The organism is Streptomyces sp. NPDC002324 (assembly GCF_053593335.1).
In genome coordinates, this window is the sequence record NZ_JBSFCF010000012.1 from 46446 (window position 1) to 63027 (window position 16582).

Annotated in this window: 12 protein-coding genes; all 12 read right to left on the reverse strand. The window is 70.6% G+C overall.

Annotated features, from left to right (window positions below):
* Positions 1-118: 118 nt before the first annotated feature.
* Complete coding sequence (locus ACWCRJ_RS18120) at positions 119-454, reverse strand: RNA polymerase-binding protein RbpA (protein ID WP_003957010.1); 336 nt, start codon at positions 452-454, stop codon at positions 119-121.
* A gap of 228 nt (positions 455-682) precedes the next feature.
* Complete coding sequence (gene secG, locus ACWCRJ_RS18125; protein WP_005477937.1) at positions 683-913, reverse strand: preprotein translocase subunit SecG; 231 nt, start codon at positions 911-913, stop codon at positions 683-685.
* 100 nt (positions 914-1013) lie between these two features.
* Positions 1014-1802: a triose-phosphate isomerase gene (tpiA, locus tag ACWCRJ_RS18130; protein ID WP_450940192.1), complete on the reverse strand. Its 789-nt coding sequence runs from the start codon at positions 1800-1802 to the stop codon at positions 1014-1016.
* A 6-nt stretch (positions 1803-1808) separates the two neighbouring features.
* On the reverse strand, positions 1809-3020 hold the full coding sequence (locus ACWCRJ_RS18135) for a phosphoglycerate kinase (RefSeq protein ID WP_450940193.1): 1212 nt from the start codon (positions 3018-3020) through the stop codon (positions 1809-1811).
* 135 nt (positions 3021-3155) lie between these two features.
* On the reverse strand, positions 3156-4166 hold the full coding sequence (gap, locus tag ACWCRJ_RS18140; RefSeq protein WP_450940194.1) for a type I glyceraldehyde-3-phosphate dehydrogenase: 1011 nt from the start codon (positions 4164-4166) through the stop codon (positions 3156-3158).
* Between the two features lie 269 nt (positions 4167-4435).
* Complete coding sequence (locus ACWCRJ_RS18145; RefSeq protein WP_450940195.1) at positions 4436-7390, reverse strand: M14 family zinc carboxypeptidase; 2955 nt, start codon at positions 7388-7390, stop codon at positions 4436-4438.
* A 178-nt stretch (positions 7391-7568) separates the two neighbouring features.
* Positions 7569-8558 (reverse strand): DNA-binding protein WhiA, encoded by a 990-nt coding sequence (gene whiA, locus ACWCRJ_RS18150; RefSeq protein WP_037691556.1) that lies wholly within the window; start codon positions 8556-8558, stop codon positions 7569-7571.
* Positions 8549-9628 carry a gluconeogenesis factor YvcK family protein gene (locus ACWCRJ_RS18155; protein ID WP_450940196.1) on the reverse strand — a complete coding sequence of 360 codons (1080 nt, stop codon included), beginning with the start codon at positions 9626-9628 and terminating at the stop codon, positions 8549-8551. The genes whiA and ACWCRJ_RS18155 overlap by 10 nt, the downstream gene beginning before the upstream one ends.
* A complete protein-coding gene (rapZ, locus tag ACWCRJ_RS18160) occupies positions 9625-10686 on the reverse strand; it encodes an RNase adapter RapZ (protein ID WP_450940197.1) in 1062 nt (353 codons plus the stop codon). The genes ACWCRJ_RS18155 and rapZ overlap by 4 nt, the downstream gene beginning before the upstream one ends.
* Entirely contained in the window at positions 10683-12767 is a 2085-nt protein-coding gene (gene uvrC / locus ACWCRJ_RS18165) for an excinuclease ABC subunit UvrC (RefSeq protein WP_450940198.1), read from the reverse strand. Before uvrC ends, rapZ begins: the two co-directional genes overlap by 4 nt.
* Before the next feature lie 82 nt (positions 12768-12849).
* The gene (locus ACWCRJ_RS18170) at positions 12850-13521 is read right to left on the reverse strand and encodes a response regulator transcription factor (RefSeq protein WP_450940199.1); all 672 of its coding nucleotides are present in this window, start codon (positions 13519-13521) and stop codon (positions 12850-12852) included.
* A 326-nt stretch (positions 13522-13847) separates the two neighbouring features.
* Complete coding sequence (locus ACWCRJ_RS18175) at positions 13848-16541, reverse strand: PAS domain S-box protein (RefSeq protein ID WP_450940316.1); 2694 nt, start codon at positions 16539-16541, stop codon at positions 13848-13850.
* Positions 16542-16582 lie beyond the last annotated feature (41 nt).

Sequence of the window (16582 nt, forward strand, 5' to 3'; positions counted from 1 at the left end):
GCGCCGGTATCAGCACGGCGACGGACAGGGCGAGGACCGGCAAGAACGCAAAGAGCGCGGGCGGCGGCCCCGGAACAGCTCCGGCCAGGCACCTTCGGTGCCCGGCCGGTGTCGACTACTAGATCTCGCCCCGCAGTTTGGCGAGCGCCTCGGCGAGGATCGCCTCGCCGTCCGCGTCGCTGCGGCGCTCGCGCACATAGGCGAGGTGCGTCTTGTAGGGCTCGGTGCGCGGTGGGTCCGGGGGGTTGTCGCGGTCCTGTCCGGCCGGGAAGCCGCAGCGCGGGCAGTCCCAGGTGTCGGGGACCTGTGCGTCGCTGGCGAAACTCGGCTGGGTCTCGTGTCCGTTGGAGCACCAGAAGGAGATGCGCAGCCGGGGTGCGGACTCGCCGCGCTCGGCTTCGCCCATCGGCCCCGCCCCGACCCGGCTTCCTCGGATCGCGTTGCCACTTGCCACGGTCGTAACTCCCTGCGTGATGGTGCGGCGAAGCGAGTCGGCGTTTCGCTTCGCTGCGAGCGCCTCAGTCTACGTAAGGCCCAACGCGCGTCCAGTGATTGGAGTTACATCCCGCCCACAGACGCAAGCCCCATGATAGGCCGCGTTCGAAGTCGCGTACCCGTCATGGGGCTTTACGTGCGGATTGGTGCGTCCGTGACGCGTTGTCTCTCGGTGTCGGCCCAAAGGTCAGTTGTTGACCTTCATCAGGATGCCGAGGACGATGATGCACGCGAACCACAGCAGACCGACCACGACGGTGATCCGGTCGAGGTTGCGCTCGGCGACCGAGGAGCCGCCGACGGAGGACTGCATACCGCCACCGAACATGTCGGAGAGGCCTCCGCCCTTGCCCTTGTGCATCAGCACCAGCAGCATCATCAGCAGGCTGAAGACGATCAGGGCGATCGAGAACCCCATAACCACGGCTGGACCAACTTCCTCGGATTCTGATGGACTGCGGGGACCGGCCGCGTGGCCGGTCCCCGCAAGAGTACGACGTTACGCCGTCAGGGCCTACTCACTGGTCGCGGAAGCGCACGATCTTGACGAACTCGTCCGCGTCCAGGGAGGCACCGCCGACGAGGGCGCCGTCGATGTCGGCCTGCGCCATGATCTCGGCGACGTTGCCGGCCTTGACCGAGCCGCCGTACTGGATGCGGATCCGGTCGGCGGTCTCCTGGGAGTACAGCTCGGCGAGCTTGCCGCGGATGGCCGCGCAGACCTCCTGCGCGTCCTCGGCGCCGCAGACCTTGCCGGTGCCGATGGCCCAGACGGGCTCGTAGGCGACGACGACGGTCTCGGCGTGCTCGGCGGGGACGTCCTTGAGGCCGCCCTCGACCTGGGCGAGCGTGTGGGAGACGTGGTTGCCCGCCTCGCGGACCTCCAGCTCCTCGCCGACGCACAGGATCGGGGTCAGGCCGTGCTTGTAGGCGGCCTTGACCTTGGCGTTGACGATCTCGTCGGTCTCGTCGTGGTACTGGCGGCGCTCGGAGTGGCCGATCGCCACGAACGTGCACTTGAGCTTGGCCAGCATCGGCCCGGAGATCTCTCCGGTGTAGGCACCTGAGTCGTGGGCCGAGAGGTCCTGGGCGCCGTATTTGATCTTGAGCTTGTCGCCGTCGACCAGGGTCTGGACCGAGCGCAGGTCGGTGAAGGGCGGCAGGACCGCGACCTCACAGGCCTCGTAGTCCTTGTCGGCGAGGGCGAAGGCGAGCTTCTGGACGTGCGCGATGGCCTCGAGGTGGTTGAGGTTCATCTTCCAGTTGCCCGCCATGAGGGGCAGGCGGCTCTGTTCCGTAGCGGTCATCGAGGGTCAGTCCTCCAGTGCGGCGAGCCCGGGGAGCGTCTTGCCCTCGAGGTATTCGAGGGAGGCGCCACCACCGGTCGAGATGTGGCCGAATGCGTTCTCGTCGAAGCCGAGGATGCGCACGGCCGCGGCGGAGTCTCCGCCGCCGACGACCGTGAAGGCCTCGGAGTCGAGGAGTGCCTGGGCGACCGCCTTGGTGCCCTCGGCGAAATCAGGGTGTTCGAAGACGCCCATGGGGCCGTTCCAGAAGACGGTGGCGGCGTCGGCGATCTTCGAGGCGTACAGCTTGTCCGACTCCGGGCCGATGTCCAGGCCCATCCGGTCGGTGGGCATGGCGTCCGCGGCGACCGCGGTGGCGTCGGCCGGGGCCTTGCTCTTCAGGTCGGGGAACCCGGGCGCGACGACGGCGTCGACGGGCAGGACCAGTTCGACACCGGTCCGCTCCGCGCGCTCCAGGTACTCCTTGACGGCGTCGAGCTGGTCCTCCTGGAGGAGGGAGCTGCCGATCTCGTGGCCCTGGGCCTTGAGGAAGGTGTACGCCATGCCGCCGCCGATGAGGATGCGGTCGGCCTTGCCGAGCAGCTGGTCGATGACGGCCAGCTTGTCGGAGACCTTGGCGCCGCCGAGCGCGACCACGTAGGGCCGCTGGACGTCGTCGGTGAGCTTCTTCAGGACGCCGACCTCGGTGGCGATGAGGTACCCGGCGTAGTGCGGCAGGCGGGCCGGCAGGTCGAAGACCGAGGCGTGCTTCCTGTGCACCGCGCCGAAGCCGTCGCCGACGTAGAGGTCGGCGAGGGCGGCCAGCCGGTCGGCGAAGGCGCCGCGCTCGGCGTCGTCCTTGCTGGTCTCGCCGGCGTTGAAGCGCAGGTTCTCCACGACGGCGACCTGGCCGTCGCCCAGGCCCGCGACGGTGGCCGTGGCGGACTCGCCGACGGTGTCCGTCGCGAACGCCACGTCGGCGCCCAGGAGTTCACCGAGGCGCGCGGCGGCCGGGGCGAGGGAGAAGGCCGGGTCCGGGGCGCCCTTGGGGCGGCCCAGGTGCGAGGCGACGACGACCCGCGCGCCCGCCTCGGCCAGTGCCTTGACGGTGGGCAGCACGGCGCGGATGCGGCCGTCGTCGGTGATGGTCGTGCCGTCCAGCGGCACGTTGAGGTCGGCGCGGACGAAGACCCGCTTGCCGGCGACCGGCCCGGCGAGGAGTTCGTCGATCGTCTTCATGAAAGAGGGCTCCCGAGGAGGACGTGTGGTGCTCGTGATCGTAGGAGGGCCGCTGTGTACGTGGGTCGGGGCCCGGGCGGCGCGTCCCTGCGCCGCCCGGGCCCCGACTTCACACGGAGGTGCCTGCTCTGTCGGTCAGAGCTGCTCGCCGACGAAGACCGTGAGGTCGACGAGGCGGTTGGAGTAGCCCCACTCGTTGTCGTACCAGCCGAGGATCTTCACCGTGTTGCCCTCCTGGACCATGGTCAGGGAGGAGTCGAAGGTGCAGGAGGCCGGGTCGCTGACGATGTCCGAGGAGACGATCTCGTCCTCGGTGTAGGCCAGGTAGCCCCTGAGGTCGCCGTCCTCGGAGGCCTTCTTGAACGCGGCGTTGACCTCGTCCTTGGTGACCTCGCGCTGCAGCGTGACGACCAGGTCGGTGGCCGAGCCGGTCGGGACCGGGACGCGCATCGCGATGCCGTCGAGCTTGCCCTTGAGCTGCGGGAGGACCAGCGCGGTGGCCTTCGCGGCACCGGTGGTGGTCGGGATGATGTTCTCGGCGGCGGCGCGGGCGCGGCGCAGGTCCGAGTGCGGGAAGTCCAGGATGCGCTGGTCGTTGGTGTACGCGTGGACCGTCGTCATCAGACCCTTGACGATGCCGAAGTTCTCGTCGAGGACCTTGGCCATCGGCGCCACACAGTTGGTGGTGCAGGAGGCGTTGGAGATGACGTGGTGGTTGGCCGCGTCGTACTTGTCCTGGTTGACGCCCATCACGATGGTGATGTCCTCGTCCTTGGCCGGAGCCGAGATGAGGACCTTCTTGGCGCCGCCGGCGAGGTGCTTCGCGGCGTCGGCCTTCTTCGTGAAGATGCCGGTGGACTCGATCACGATGTCGACGCCCAGCTCGCCCCACGGGATGTCGGCGGGGTTGCGCTCGGAGAGGACCTTGATGGTGTGGCCGTCCACGGTGATCGTGTCGGCGGTGTGCGACACCTCGGCCTTGAGGCGGCCCAGGATGGTGTCGTACTTCAGGAGGTGTGCGGTGGTCGCGGTGTCACCCAGGTCGTTGACAGCCACGATCTCGATGTCAGCACCCTGCTCCAGCAGCGCGCGGAAGTAGTTACGACCGATGCGGCCAAAGCCGTTGATGCCTACGCGGATCGTCACGAACCGATCTCCTCGTTGGTACGCCGGCTCAGTGCCGGCGAGCTGTATGGGATGTCCCCGACCGCCTACGACCCTACCTCCCCCGGGCCCGTCGAGTGACATCGAGATGCCCTATACATGCCGGTGCGGTCCGTACTCGCCAGTAGGGGTACGGACCGCCCTGGTTTTGCAAGGTGATTACCTTTTGAGCGGCCCCCCGATCATCTGATTCCAGACGTCCGGAGGGCCGCTCACGAGGCCTTCTTCCAGCCGTTCGGCGCAGTCGTCGCTCAGTTCTTCAGAGCCGCCAGCGCCTTGCCGAGCAGTGCCTTGCGGTCGGCGGCCGCGGGGACCTGCTCCAGACCGAAGCCCAGCAGCACGGTGTCGCCCGTGGTGACCGCGCCGTAGGTCTTGAACAGTTCACCCGACAGGCCCCAGTCCTTCACCACGGCCGGGCTGCCCGCGGGCGGACCGGGAGTGCTCCAGGCACCGAGCGACGTCTCGAAGCCCTCGACCGCGCCGGCCGTGCCGCCGATGACGACGGTGGCGTTGTCGGCCAGGACGCCACGACCGCCGGAACCGGGGTCGGTGACGTAGCTGAGCGACACCTCGACCTTCTTCCCGGCGTACGCGGACAGGTCGAACTCGACCTTCTGCCAGCCGTCCGAGGCCCCGGTGAAGCTGTTCCAGGAGCCGCTGGTGCCAGTGGGCGTGCAGCCGCCGGAGCCCAGGGTCAGGTACCGCTTCAGCGCCGGGTGGCCCTGGATGAAGTACCCGGCCTCGCACTCGACGGGCACGGCGGTGGAGGTGGCGCCGCCGGCCTCCGGCAGCGTCGTCCAGTCGTCCGCCCCCACCGTGTGCGCCTCAAGGAGGGCGTGGTCGTAGCCCTCCTCCGTGTTCCACAGGAGCTGGGTGCGCAGGGTGGGCTTGTCGGCCGCGGTCACCGAGGTGAGGTCGATGGTGCGGGTGAGGCGGTTCCAGGCGTAGTCGGTGTGCGTGGCGGCCGCCATCGACGCGCCCTCGTACGGGCCGTAGGGGTTGACGGTCCCGGGGTACTGACCCGCGCCGGCGCTCTTGAACTGCGGGAACGTCTCCACGGGCAGGGCGTCCGAGGTGACCCCGAAGGAACCGGCCGTGTTCAGCGGGTTCCCGGGCGCGTCGCCGAGCTTGCCGCTGAAGCCGCCGAGCTTGCCGAGGCCCGCGAAGGCGGTGGCGTTCGGCAGGGAGGTGCGGTTGTAGGCGCCCAGGTAGTACTGGCTGAAGTCGTTCGACAGGGTGCCCCCGCCGAGGTCGACGGAGCCGCCGGCGCTCTCGCCCGCCTCGATCAGCTTGCCGCCCTCGTTGAGGTAGGCGCGCAGGGCGAGCTGGGTGGCGACGCCCGGACGGACGGCGCCCGTGTAGTGCACGACGGTCTTGAAGTGCTCCAGTACGCCGAGCGCGTCGGGAGCGCCCTGGGTCGCGACGTCCCAGACGAGCGCCCTCTTGTTGTTGGCCTTCAGCGCGTCGACGTAGGCCTGTGTCTGGGTCGCGGTCGCGCCCTCCTCGGCGACGACGAGGATGTCGCCCTTGGGGCGTTCGGCCACGGTGTAGGTGAAGCGCTGGCTGCTGGTGGGCTTGCCGCTCTTCGTCTCACCGGTGAACCAGACCTCGACCTTGTCGCCGGGCTCACCCTCGCGCACCCGGGCCCGGTACTCGTCGAACCAGAGGTTGTCCTCACCGCCGTAGGTCTCGCCGCCCTTCCAGGGCTTGAGCCTCTCCTCGTAGGTGCGGCCGCGGCCGTTGATCCGGTAGTTCAGCTCCTTGTCGGTCACGGACTTGCGCGCGACGACGGAGACCTCCTGCTTCTTGCCGCGCGAGTACGAGGTGCCGAACGTGGCAGGGGTGAAGTCGGGGGCGTCGACGCCGACCGAGGACTTCGGCCGGTCGGGCGTGGCGGCGGACTCGGCGACGGAGAGCGCGAACGGGATGTTCTTCGCGAACTCGTCCTGGATCAGCTTCTCGTCGTCCGGGAACGTGAAGACGGAGGCGCAGTCCTCGGGCTTCCAGGCGTCGTTCGGGTCGATGTTCGACGCCGTCTGGCAGGTCGACATCTCGGGGGTGAACATCGCCGTGCCGTTGACGTTGGCCGCGTGGCCGTCCGCCTCACCGTTGGTGGTGTACAGCTCGGAGGAGAGCTGGGGGTGGTAGCCGGGGACCGCGGGGTTCTCCGGGGTGCCGGCCAGCGACTTGTAGAGCACGTCGTCCGGGCTGGGCGTGGCCACCTGCCAGCCGACCCCGTAGAGGATGAGTTCGGCGGCCGAGTGGTAGTTGATGCCGTACTCGAAGCCGATGCGCTTCTCGAAGGCGTCCAGGGCCTTGGTCTCGGGCTCCGAGCCGGGGCCGCCGCCGCGATAGGTCTCGCTGGTGGGGAACGGGGACGAGCCCTCGTTGTCGTAGCCCCACTTGTAGGCGAAGTTGCGGTTGAGGTCGACGCCGTCGCCGACGGTGATGGCGTTGTCGCCGTTGACGTCCCGCAGGTTCTTGCGCCACTGGCGGTTGGCGGCGTCGCGGTGGGTGAAGTCGTAGCCGTCCGGGTTGGCGGAGATCACGAACCACAGCTCGGTGGAGTCGACGATGTTCTTGATCCGCTTGTCCGTCTTGTAGTTGTCCAGGTAGTGGTGCATCAGGCGCCGGGTCATCTCCGGCGTGATCCACTCGCGCGCGTGCTGGTTGGACATGTACAGCACGGACGGCTTGGCGCCGTCCTTGGTCTTCTTCGCGTCCTTGGTCAGCTTGACCGCGAGGATGTCCTGTCCCTGGAGGGACTTGCCGAGGGAGACCACCTTGGTCAGGGAGGGGTTCTCCTGACCCGTGCGGAGGATCTCCTCCTTGATGTTCCCGGCTCCGCTGTAGGGGCGGTAGACCCCGTCGGCGGCGGCGTCCACACGCGCCTCCGCCTTGCGCGTGAGCTGGTGCTCCCTCAGCTTGACGCCCTGCTCCTCCAGGGCGTCCGCCTGTTTGTCGGTGAGGTAGACCTCGACCGACGCGGTGCCCTTCTCGGGCGCCTGCTCGCTGAGTTCGTGACCGTCCTGCCCGGCGGCGAGCAGCAGCGGTATCTGCTTCTTCGTCACCTCGGCCCGGAAGACCTTGACCTCGTCGGTGTCGGAGCCGTCGTTCTCGGCGGCCTGGGCCAGCGGCGCGAGTCCCGCGCCACCGCCCAGCAGGAGCGCGCCGGCGGCGAGGATCGATCTCGCTCTTCGTCTCATGAGCCCCCCTTGCGTGGTTCGCCCCAGTAGCGAACAGACGCCAGGCTCATGTCAGATCTGGGCCAAGTCAAGGAGGCGACACAGGCCAATCACGGAATTCACGCGGAAAGCAGAAAGCCGGTGCCGACATGCACAAGTGGCCGTCGGCACCGGCGAGTTGAGCCTTCCCGGTGATCTGTCACCCCACCAGGTTTTCGGCCATCTCCTCGGTGATGCTGGACTCGGTCCCCGGGATGCCGAGGTCCGACGCACGCTTGTCGGCCATGGCCAGCAGACGGCGGATCCGGCCCGCGACGGCGTCCTTGGTGAGCGGCGGGTCGGCGAGCGCGCCCAGCTCCTCCAGCGAGGCCTGCTTGTGCTCCATGCGCAGCCGCCCCGCGGCCGCGAGGTGCTCGGGGACGTCGTCGGCGAGGATCTCCAGGGCACGGCCCACGCGGGCGCCGGCGGCGACGGCGGCACGCGCCGAGCGGCGCAGGTTGGCGTCGTCGAAGTTGGCGAGCCGGTTCGCCGTGGCCCGGACCTCGCGGCGCATCCGCCGCTCCTCCCACGCCAGCACGGACTCGTGGGCGCCGAGGCGGGTCAGGAGCGCGCCGATCGCGTCCCCGTCCCGGACGACCACCCGGTCCACGCCCCGTACCTCGCGGGCCTTCGCCGCGATCGACAGCCGGCGGGCGGCGCCGACCAGCGCGAGCGCCGCCTCCGGGCCCGGGCAGGTCACCTCCAGGGAGGACGAACGGCCGGGCTCGGTGAGCGAGCCGTGGGCCAGGAAGGCTCCGCGCCAGGCGGCCTCGGCGTCACAGGTGGCCCCGGAGACGACCTGCGGAGGAAGGCCCCGGATGGGCCGGCCGCGGCCGTCCACCAGACCGGTCTGCCGGGCCAGCTGGTCGCCGCCCGCCACCACGCGTACGACATAGCGCGAGCCTCTGCGCAGGCCGCCGGGCGCCATCACGATCAGTTCGGAGCTGTGGCCGAAGATCTCCAGGATGTCCCGCTTGAGTCTGCGGGCCGCCATCGCGGTGTCCAGCTCCGCCTCGATCACGATGCGTCCGCTCACCAGGTGCAGCCCGCCCGCGAACCGCAGGATCGCCGAGACCTCCGCCTTTCTGCAGCAGGTCCGGGTGACGGGTAGCCGGGAGATCTCGTCCTTCACCGCTGCCGTCATCGCCATGGGCCGATCCTTCCATGCATCCGAAAAATACGGTCGTACGCGGCGGCCAACAGCTCCGGGTCGTGCCGCGGAGATCCGTCGGGCCGGGCCACCGGCGCCAGCTCGACCGCGGCGCCGAACCGTTTGGCGGCGTCGGTCAGGGAGTCGCGGTCGGGCACGGCGGCCTCGTCGGCCAGCACCACGTCCAGGGCGAGTTTAGGGGCGTGTCGTCCCAAAACCTCCAAATGACGCTGCGGGGAGAAGCCATCGGTTTCTCCCGGCTGCGGTGCGAGGTTCAGCGACAGCACGAGCCGGGCCTTGGTCTCGGTGAGCGCGTCGAGCAGCTCGGGCACGAGCAGGTGCGGAATCACGGAGGAGAACCATGAGCCGGGGCCGAGCACCACCCAGTCGGCGTCGCGGACCGCCGCGACGGCCTCGGGCACGGCGGGCGGGTCGTGCGGCACGACGTGCACGGACTGCACCTCGCCGGGGGTGAGTGCGACGGTCGCCTGCCCCCGGACCGTCTCGACGTCGTCCGGGCGCGCCGGATCGTGCCCCTTGACCAGGGCCTGGAGCTCCAGCGGTACGGCCGACATGGGCAGCACCCGGCCCTGGGCCCCCAGCAGCCTGCCCACCAGGTCGAGGGCCTGGACGTGGTCGCCGAGCTGTTCCCACAGGGCGACGATCAGCAGGTTGCCGACCGCGTGTTCGTGCAGGTCGCCCTGGGACTGGAAGCGGTGCTGGATGACACGGGCCCAGGTCTGGCCCCAGTCGTCGTCGCCGCACAGCGCGGCCAGCGCCTTGCGCAGGTCGCCGGGCGGCAGGACGCCCAGCTCGTCCCGCAGGCGTCCGCTGGAGCCGCCGTCGTCGGCCACGGTGACCACGGCGGTGAGGTCTCCGGTGATCCGGCGCAGGGCGGCGAGCGAGGCGGACAGGCCCATGCCGCCGCCGAGCGCGACGACCTTGGGCTGGGCTCCCCGGCGGCGCGGCCGGGCCCCGCGGGCCTCGACGGGCCTGTCCGCACGGCCCTCCGGGGCGACCCGGCGCAGTCTGCTCAGCCTGCTCAGCCGGGACGAGGTGGGTCCGGTCACTCGCGCCCCATGTCCCGATGCACGACCACGGTCTCGACGCCCTGGGAGGCGAGGCGGGCGGCGAGCTTCTCGGAGGTGGCGACCGAACGGTGCTTGCCGCCGGTGCAGCCGACCGCGATGGTCACGTACCGCTTGCCCTCGCGGCGGTAGCCGGCGGCGATCATCTGCAGCAGCTCGGTGTAGCGGTCGAGGAACTCCTTGGCGCCGGGCTGGTTGAAGACGTAGGCGGAGACCTCCTCGTTGAGTCCGGTGAACGGGCGCAGTTCCGGGACCCAGTGGGGGTTGGGCAGGAAGCGCATGTCCACGACCAGGTCGGCGTCGACCGGGAGGCCGTACTTGAAGCCGAAGGACATGACGGTGGCCCGCAGCTCGGGCTCTTCGTCGCCGGCGAACTGGGCGTCCATCTTGGCGCGCAGCTCGTGCACGTTCAGGCTGGAGGTGTCGATGACCAGGTCGGCGTCGCCGCGCAGCTCGCGCAGCAGTTCCCGCTCGGCGGCGATGCCGTCGGTGATGCGGCCGTCGCCCTGGAGGGGGTGCGGGCGGCGGACCGACTCGAAGCGGCGCACCAGGGCGTCGTCGGAGGACTCCAGGAAGACGATGCGCCGGGTGACGTGCTTGGTCTCCAGGTCCGCGAGGGAGTCGCGGAGGTTGTCGAAGAAGCGGCGGCCGCGGACGTCGACGACGACCGCGATCCGGGCCACGTTCCCCTGGGAGCGGGCGCCGAGTTCCACCATGGTGGGGATCAGCGCGGGCGGCAGGTTGTCGACGACGAACCAGCCGAGGTCCTCCAGACACTTGGCGGCCGTGGACCGTCCGGCGCCGGACATGCCGGAGATGATGACCAGCTCGGGGATGGCCGCCTCGGGGACCCCGGCTGTTTCGATGCCCGTACTCACGTGTGCTCCGTCTTCGTGTGGCGCTGGGTGCTGCGGGGTACCGTCGCCCACCGCGCTGTGGGCCTCCCCGCGCTCCGCCGTGTGCTCGTGGTGCTGCTCTTCCGGACGCTCCGTGGGTTCTGCGGGCTCCGGGGGTTCCGGTCGTTCGTCGTGCTCGTTCATGTCTCCTGCCCTCGCCGCCGGTCCGGGGCGCCCGCGGCCACGGGCTCCCCAGAGGGGTCCGCCGTCGTACCGGGCTCCTCTTCCTCCATGATCTCTCCAGTGGCCGTGTTCACGGCGGGCGCGGCCGGAGCCGCCTCGGCGAGGGCCACGGCGATGGTCTCGGCCGTCTTGCGGCCTATGCCGGGGACCTCGCAGATCTGGTCGATCGTCGCGGAGCGCAGCTTCTTCAGCGAGCCGAAGTGTTTCAGCAGGGCCTGCTTGCGAGCGTCCCCGAGGCCGGGCACGTCGTCCAAGGGGCTCGCCCGGAAACGCTTGGCGCGTTTGGCGCGCTGGTAGGTGATGGCGAAGCGGTGGGCCTCGTCGCGGACCCGCTGCAGGAGGTACAGGCCCTCGCTGCTGCGGGGCAGGACGACCGGGTCGTCCTCGCCGGGCACCCAGACCTCCTCCAGGCGCTTGGCGAGGCCGCAGACGGCGATGTCGTCGATGCCCAGCTCGTCGAGCGCCCGCCGGGCGGCGGCGACCTGCGGCTGCCCGCCGTCGACGACGACGAGCTGGGGCGGGTAGGCGAACCGCTTGGGGCGGCCGTCCTCCTCGGTGAAGGCGTTCTGGTCGGTGCCCGCGGTCTCGTCCTCCTCGACCCATTCGCCCGTCTTCTCCTTCTCCGCGAGGTAGCGCCGGAAGCGGCGGGCGATGACCTCGTGCATGGAGCGGACGTCGTCCTGGCCCTCGCCGTGCCAGACCTGCGTGTCCCCGACACGGCCCTTGATCTGGAAGCGGCGGTACTCGCTCTTGCGGGCCAGTCCGTCCTCGAAGACGACCATGGAGGCCACGACGTCGTCCCCCTGGAGGTGGGAGATGTCGTAGCACTCGATCCGCAGGGGGGCGCTGTCCAGGTCGAGGGCCTCGGCGATCTCCTCCAGCGCGCGGGAGCGAGTCGTGAGGTCGGAGGCCCGCCTGGTCTTGTGCAGGACGAGCGACTGCTGGGCGTTGCGTGCGACGGTCTCCATGAGGGCCTTCTTGTCGCCGCGCTGCGGGATGCGCAGGGAGACGCCCGCCCCGCGGCGGCCGGTGAGCCACTCCTGGACGGGTCCGACGGGGTCGGGCAGCGCCGGGACCAGGACCTCCTTGGGCACGGAGTCGCCGCTCTCCTCGCCGTAGAGCTGCTGGAGCGCGTGTTCGACGAGGTCACCGGTGGTGACGGCCTCGACCTTGTCGGTGACCCAGCCGCGCTGTCCGCGCACCCGGCCGCCGCGTACATGGAAGATCTGGACGGCCGCCTCCAGCTCGTCCTCGGCGACCGCGATCAGGTCGGCGTCGGTCGCGTCGGCGAGCACGACCGCGTTCTTCTCCATGGCCTTCTTCAGGGCCTCGATGTCGTCACGCAGCCGGGCGGCCCGCTCGTACTCCATGTCCTCGGCCGCGTCCGTCATCCGCTTTTCCAGACGTCGGATGTACGTGCCGGTGCGCCCCGCCATGAAGTCGCTGAACTCGTCGGCCAGTTCGCGGTGGTCCTCGGCGGAGATCCGCTCGACGCAGGGGGCCGAGCACTTGCCGATGTAGCCGAGCAGACAGGGCCGGCCGGTGCGGGCCGCGTTCTTGAACACCCCGGCCGAGCAGGTGCGTACGGGGAAGACGCGCAGCAGCAGGTCGACCGTGTCCCGGATCGCCCACGCGTGCGCGTACGGCCCGAAGTACCGCACGCCCTTCTTCTTGTGACCGCGCATCACCTGCACGCGCGGGTACTGCTCGTTCATCGTGACCGCGAGGTACGGATAGCTCTTGTCGTCGCGGTACTTGACGTTGAACCGGGGGTCGAACTCCTTGATCCAGGAGTACTCCAGCTGCAGTGCCTCGACCTCCGTGGACACGACGGTCCACTCCACGGAGGCGGCCGTGGTGACCATCGTGCGGGTGCGCGGGTGGAGGCCGGCCAGGTCCTGGAAGTAGTTGGCCAGGCGCTGGCGCAGGCTCTTCGCCTTCCCGACGTAGATCACCCGCCGGTGCTCGTCACGGAACTTGTACACCCCGGGAGAGTCCGGGATCTGCCCCGGGCTGGGGCGGTAGCTGGAGGGATCGGCCATGCTCCACACCCTACTGGCGGGGAGTGACAACCCGGGGGCCCTGTGGACGGAGCGGAGGGGCCGGACGGCCGCGCTCTGGGCGCTAGCGCGTCTCCAGGAACGTCAGCACCGCCAGGACCCGCCGGTGGTCGTCCGGCTCCTCGGGCAGCCGCAGTTTCCCGAGGATGCTCCGCACATGCTTCTCGACGGTCCCCTCGGTCACCCACAGCCGTCGGCCGATGCCCGAGTTGGACCGCCCCTCCGCCATCAGGCCGAGGACCTCCCGCTCACGATTGCTGAGCATCGACAGCGGATCGTCACGGCGCTGCGCCGCCACCAGCTCCTGCACCAGTGAGGGGTCGACCACGGACCCGCCCCGGCGGATGCGGTCGAGGGTCTCCAGGAACTCGTCCACGACCGTGATCCGGCTCTTGAGCAGATACCCGATGCTGCGCCCGCCGGCCAGCAGCTCCAGGGCGTCCTCGACCTCGACGAACGCCGACAGCACCAGGATCCCGACCGACGGATACCGCTCCCGGATGATACCGGCGGCCTTCAGGCCCTCCGTGGACTGCGTCGGCGGCATCCGGATGTCGACGATCGCGATGTCCGGCAGCTCCGTCTCGACGAGGTCCATGAGCCCGTCGGCGTCGCCCGCCTGGCCCGCCACCTCGTAGCCGACGCGCTCGCACAGGCTCGCCAGCCCCTCCCGCAGCAGTACGTCGTCGTCCGCGAGCACCACCCGTCCGCGCACCGGATGCTGATCGGCCTCCATGGTCTCGGCCTCCCCCTTGCCCGACCTGTCCCGTTCGTCTCGACAGCCTGCCTGAACACGGGTCTTACGGCTAGCCGGAAGCCTAGTTGGGGGAGGGCCGTGAAGACACCTGAACGTCTGTCCGCCATGCTCGCAGATGTGCGGCCGCGGGTGGACCGGCGTCTCTGACGAGAGACGGCGAGTCATCCGCCCTGCCCCGGGACCGGACGGCCGTCTCCGCCGTCCGATTCGGCCGCCCGGAACGTACGCCCGTACCGAGTCCCGAACTCCCCCCTTTGAACGGGCCTCACCGCGTACGCTTCGGGCGGTCACACACGTCACCCACGTCACACACGCGGCAGGACGACCGCCGCGTCCCCCTCCTGCGGCGGCGTCAGCGGCAGACGTACGCTCAGCGTCGTCCCGCTGCCGGGCGCGCTGGCCACCGTCAACCGGCCGCCGATCGCCTCCACCCGGTCGATGAGCCCGATCAGTCCCGACCCCTTGTCGGGGTCCGCCCCCCCGGCACCATCGTCGCGGATGACCAGTTCCAGCCCGCCCGAGCGCTCCTCGGCCGCCACGGTCACCACGTTCGCGCGCGCGTGCTTGACGGCGTTGGTGAGGCTCTCGGAGATGACGTAGTAGGCGGCCACCTCGACCTGTTCCGGGAAGCGGGCCTTGCCGAAGGCGAGGTCGAGTTCCACGGGGACGGCGCAGCGGCGGGCCAGGGCGCGCAGGGCGGGGCCCAGGCCACCTCTGGAGAGGACGGAGGGGTGGATGCCCCGGGCCACCTGCAGCAGGTCCTGGAAGGTGTCGTCGAGGCCCTTGGCCAGCTGGTCCAGCCGCCGGGCCAGTTCCGAGGAGGGGTCCTTCACCAGGGTCTCGGCCATCCTCAGCTCCAGTTGCAGGGAGACCAGGCGCTGCTGGACACCGTCGTGCAGGTCGCGCTCGATGCGCCGCCGGGAGGCGTCCCCGGCGGCGACCACGCGCGCGCGGGAGGCGGCCAGCTGGGCCCGGCTGTCGGCGTTGGCGATCGCGGTGGCGATCAGTTCGGTGAAGTCGGCGAGCCGGGACTCGGTGCCCCCGGGCAGCGGGTCGAGGAGCGAGGCGGCCACGACGACCCCCCACAGACAGCCCTCGACGACGATGGGGGCGCCCACACAGGTGCCCGACCGGGCGGAGCACCGGGTGCGGGCCACCTCGCTGATGGTCTTCCTGGCCGCCTCACGGCGGGTCGTACGGACGATCTCGGCGGCCTCGTCCCCGCGCGCGTGCGCGATCCCGAGGATCTTGACGCTGCGGTCGGGCTCGTAGCGCAGGACGGCCGCCGCCGTGCCCAGCAGGGACGCCACCTCCTCGGCGACCTTCCCGAACACGTCGGCCGGCGGTACGCCGCGCGCGACCGCGGTGGCGACCCGGCGCAGCGCGGCCTGTTCGAGCGCGGCCCGGCGGCTCTCGGTGACGTCGCGGGCGGCCGCGTAGATGAGGCCCTCCTCCAGGACCGGCCGGGCACTCCACTGCAGCCAGCGTTCGGTGCCGTCGGCGCGGACGTACCGGTTCTCGAACTCGGCGACCTCGGTGCCGCTCGCCAGCAGCGCGATGGCCTCACGCGTCTTGTCCCGGTCCTCCTCGTGGACGAAGTCGATTAGGGGCCGGGAGGTCAGCGTCTCGATCGGGTAGCCCAGGGTGCGTTCGAACGCCGGGTTGACGCGCTTGAAGTAGCCGTCGACGCCGCTGATGCAGAGCAGGTCCATGGAGAGGTTGAAGATGCCCTCCAGTTCCTGTTCGGCCCGTCTGCGCCGGCCGTGGGCGGCGGCGAAGGACGCCATGGTGCCGTTCATGCCGCCCAGCAGCTGGGCCCACGTGCCGTCGAAGGAGTCGACGTCCGCCCGGTGGCAGAGCCGGCCCGCGTCGATCGCGGTGTTCATGGCCCGGATCTCGCCGGCCAGCCGTCCGCTGGTCACCCGCAGCTCGCGGAACGTGTCGGCGACGTCCCCGAGTTCGTCGCGTCCGGTGTAGTGGATGTCGTACGAGAGGTCGCCCTCCGACAGGGCGCGGGCGCCCTCGGAGACCTCGCCGAGAGGGCGGGTGATCGAGCGGCGCAGGGCCAGCGCGAGCAGGGTGACGAAGGCCAGCACGGCGAGGGAGATGCCCAGTTCGGTCAGGGCCCGGGCCCGTATGGCGCGCAGATCGCGGTGGGCGGTGTCGTCGAGTTCGCGGGCGGCGCGGACCTGGATGCCGCGCAGGGCGTCGACGTAGCGCGCGGAGTCGTCGAGCCAGCTGTCGTACGAGGGCCAGTCGGCGGGCCGGGGGTCGGTGTCGGCGGCGAGCAGGTCGCGGACCGTGCGGACCTCGCGTCCGGGGGCCTGAAAGATCACGGTGTGCAGTTCGGCGTTCAGTCCGTCCGAGGCGGTCAGCCGAAACCTTCTGAGCTGGGACTTCTCCAGTTCGGTCCAGCGGCCGGCGGCGGCGGTGGTGCGCCGCTCCCCGGGTGTGTGGAAGAGGATGGCGAGTTCCGCGCGTTCGCTCTCGGTGGCGGCGACGGCCCGCAGCATCGCCATGTGGGCGTCGGCCGCGCGGCCCGCGGACCTGGTGGGGCGCCCGGCTTCGAGGCCGGCGACCGTGTCGAGCACCCTGTTCTGGATCACCTCGTACCGCTGGGTCAGGGTCCGGGCGTCCAGCGAGCCGGTGCCGGTCTGGACCCGCAGTGCGTGCAGTTGGCGGCGTACGGAGTCGAGGACCCCGGCGACGTCGGACCCCACCTGCCGGTCCACGGCTTCCCCGAAGGCGTGCCGCAGGGCGTCGTCGGTGACCCGCTCGGCCTGCGACCGGGCGCGCAGGGTGTCCGGTCCGGCATCCAGCCGGGCCTCGACCGCGGCGATCCGCTCACGGGCCACGGCGCCTCCGACCTCGCTGGTCGCGAACGAGACCTCGATCGCGGTGTCGAAGTCGCGCAGCGTCCGCGCCTCCTCCCACTGGGTCATGGCGGTGAACGCCGTGAAGGACAGCAGGACGGTGACCGGCAGCAGGACGAGCAGCATCAGCTTGGGGCCGACGCGCAACCGCGCCAGGAACGGGACGG

Coding starts and splice junctions, on each gene's coding strand:
- ACWCRJ_RS18135 (WP_450940193.1), bottom strand. CDS start 3,020: ATGAAGACGATCGACGAACTCCTCGCCGGGCCGGTCGCCGGCAAGCGG.
- secG (WP_005477937.1), bottom strand. CDS start 913: ATGGGGTTCTCGATCGCCCTGATCGTCTTCAGCCTGCTGATGATGCTG.
- rapZ (WP_450940197.1), bottom strand. CDS start 10,686: ATGAACGAGCACGACGAACGACCGGAACCCCCGGAGCCCGCAGAACCC.
- ACWCRJ_RS18145 (WP_450940195.1), bottom strand. CDS start 7,390: ATGAGACGAAGAGCGAGATCGATCCTCGCCGCCGGCGCGCTCCTGCTG.
- uvrC (WP_450940198.1), bottom strand. CDS start 12,767: ATGGCCGATCCCTCCAGCTACCGCCCCAGCCCGGGGCAGATCCCGGAC.
- tpiA (WP_450940192.1), bottom strand. CDS start 1,802: ATGACCGCTACGGAACAGAGCCGCCTGCCCCTCATGGCGGGCAACTGG.
- whiA (WP_037691556.1), bottom strand. CDS start 8,558: ATGGCGATGACGGCAGCGGTGAAGGACGAGATCTCCCGGCTACCCGTC.
- ACWCRJ_RS18175 (WP_450940316.1), bottom strand. CDS start 16,541: ATGCTGCTCGTCCTGCTGCCGGTCACCGTCCTGCTGTCCTTCACGGCG.
- ACWCRJ_RS18170 (WP_450940199.1), bottom strand. CDS start 13,521: ATGGAGGCCGATCAGCATCCGGTGCGCGGACGGGTGGTGCTCGCGGAC.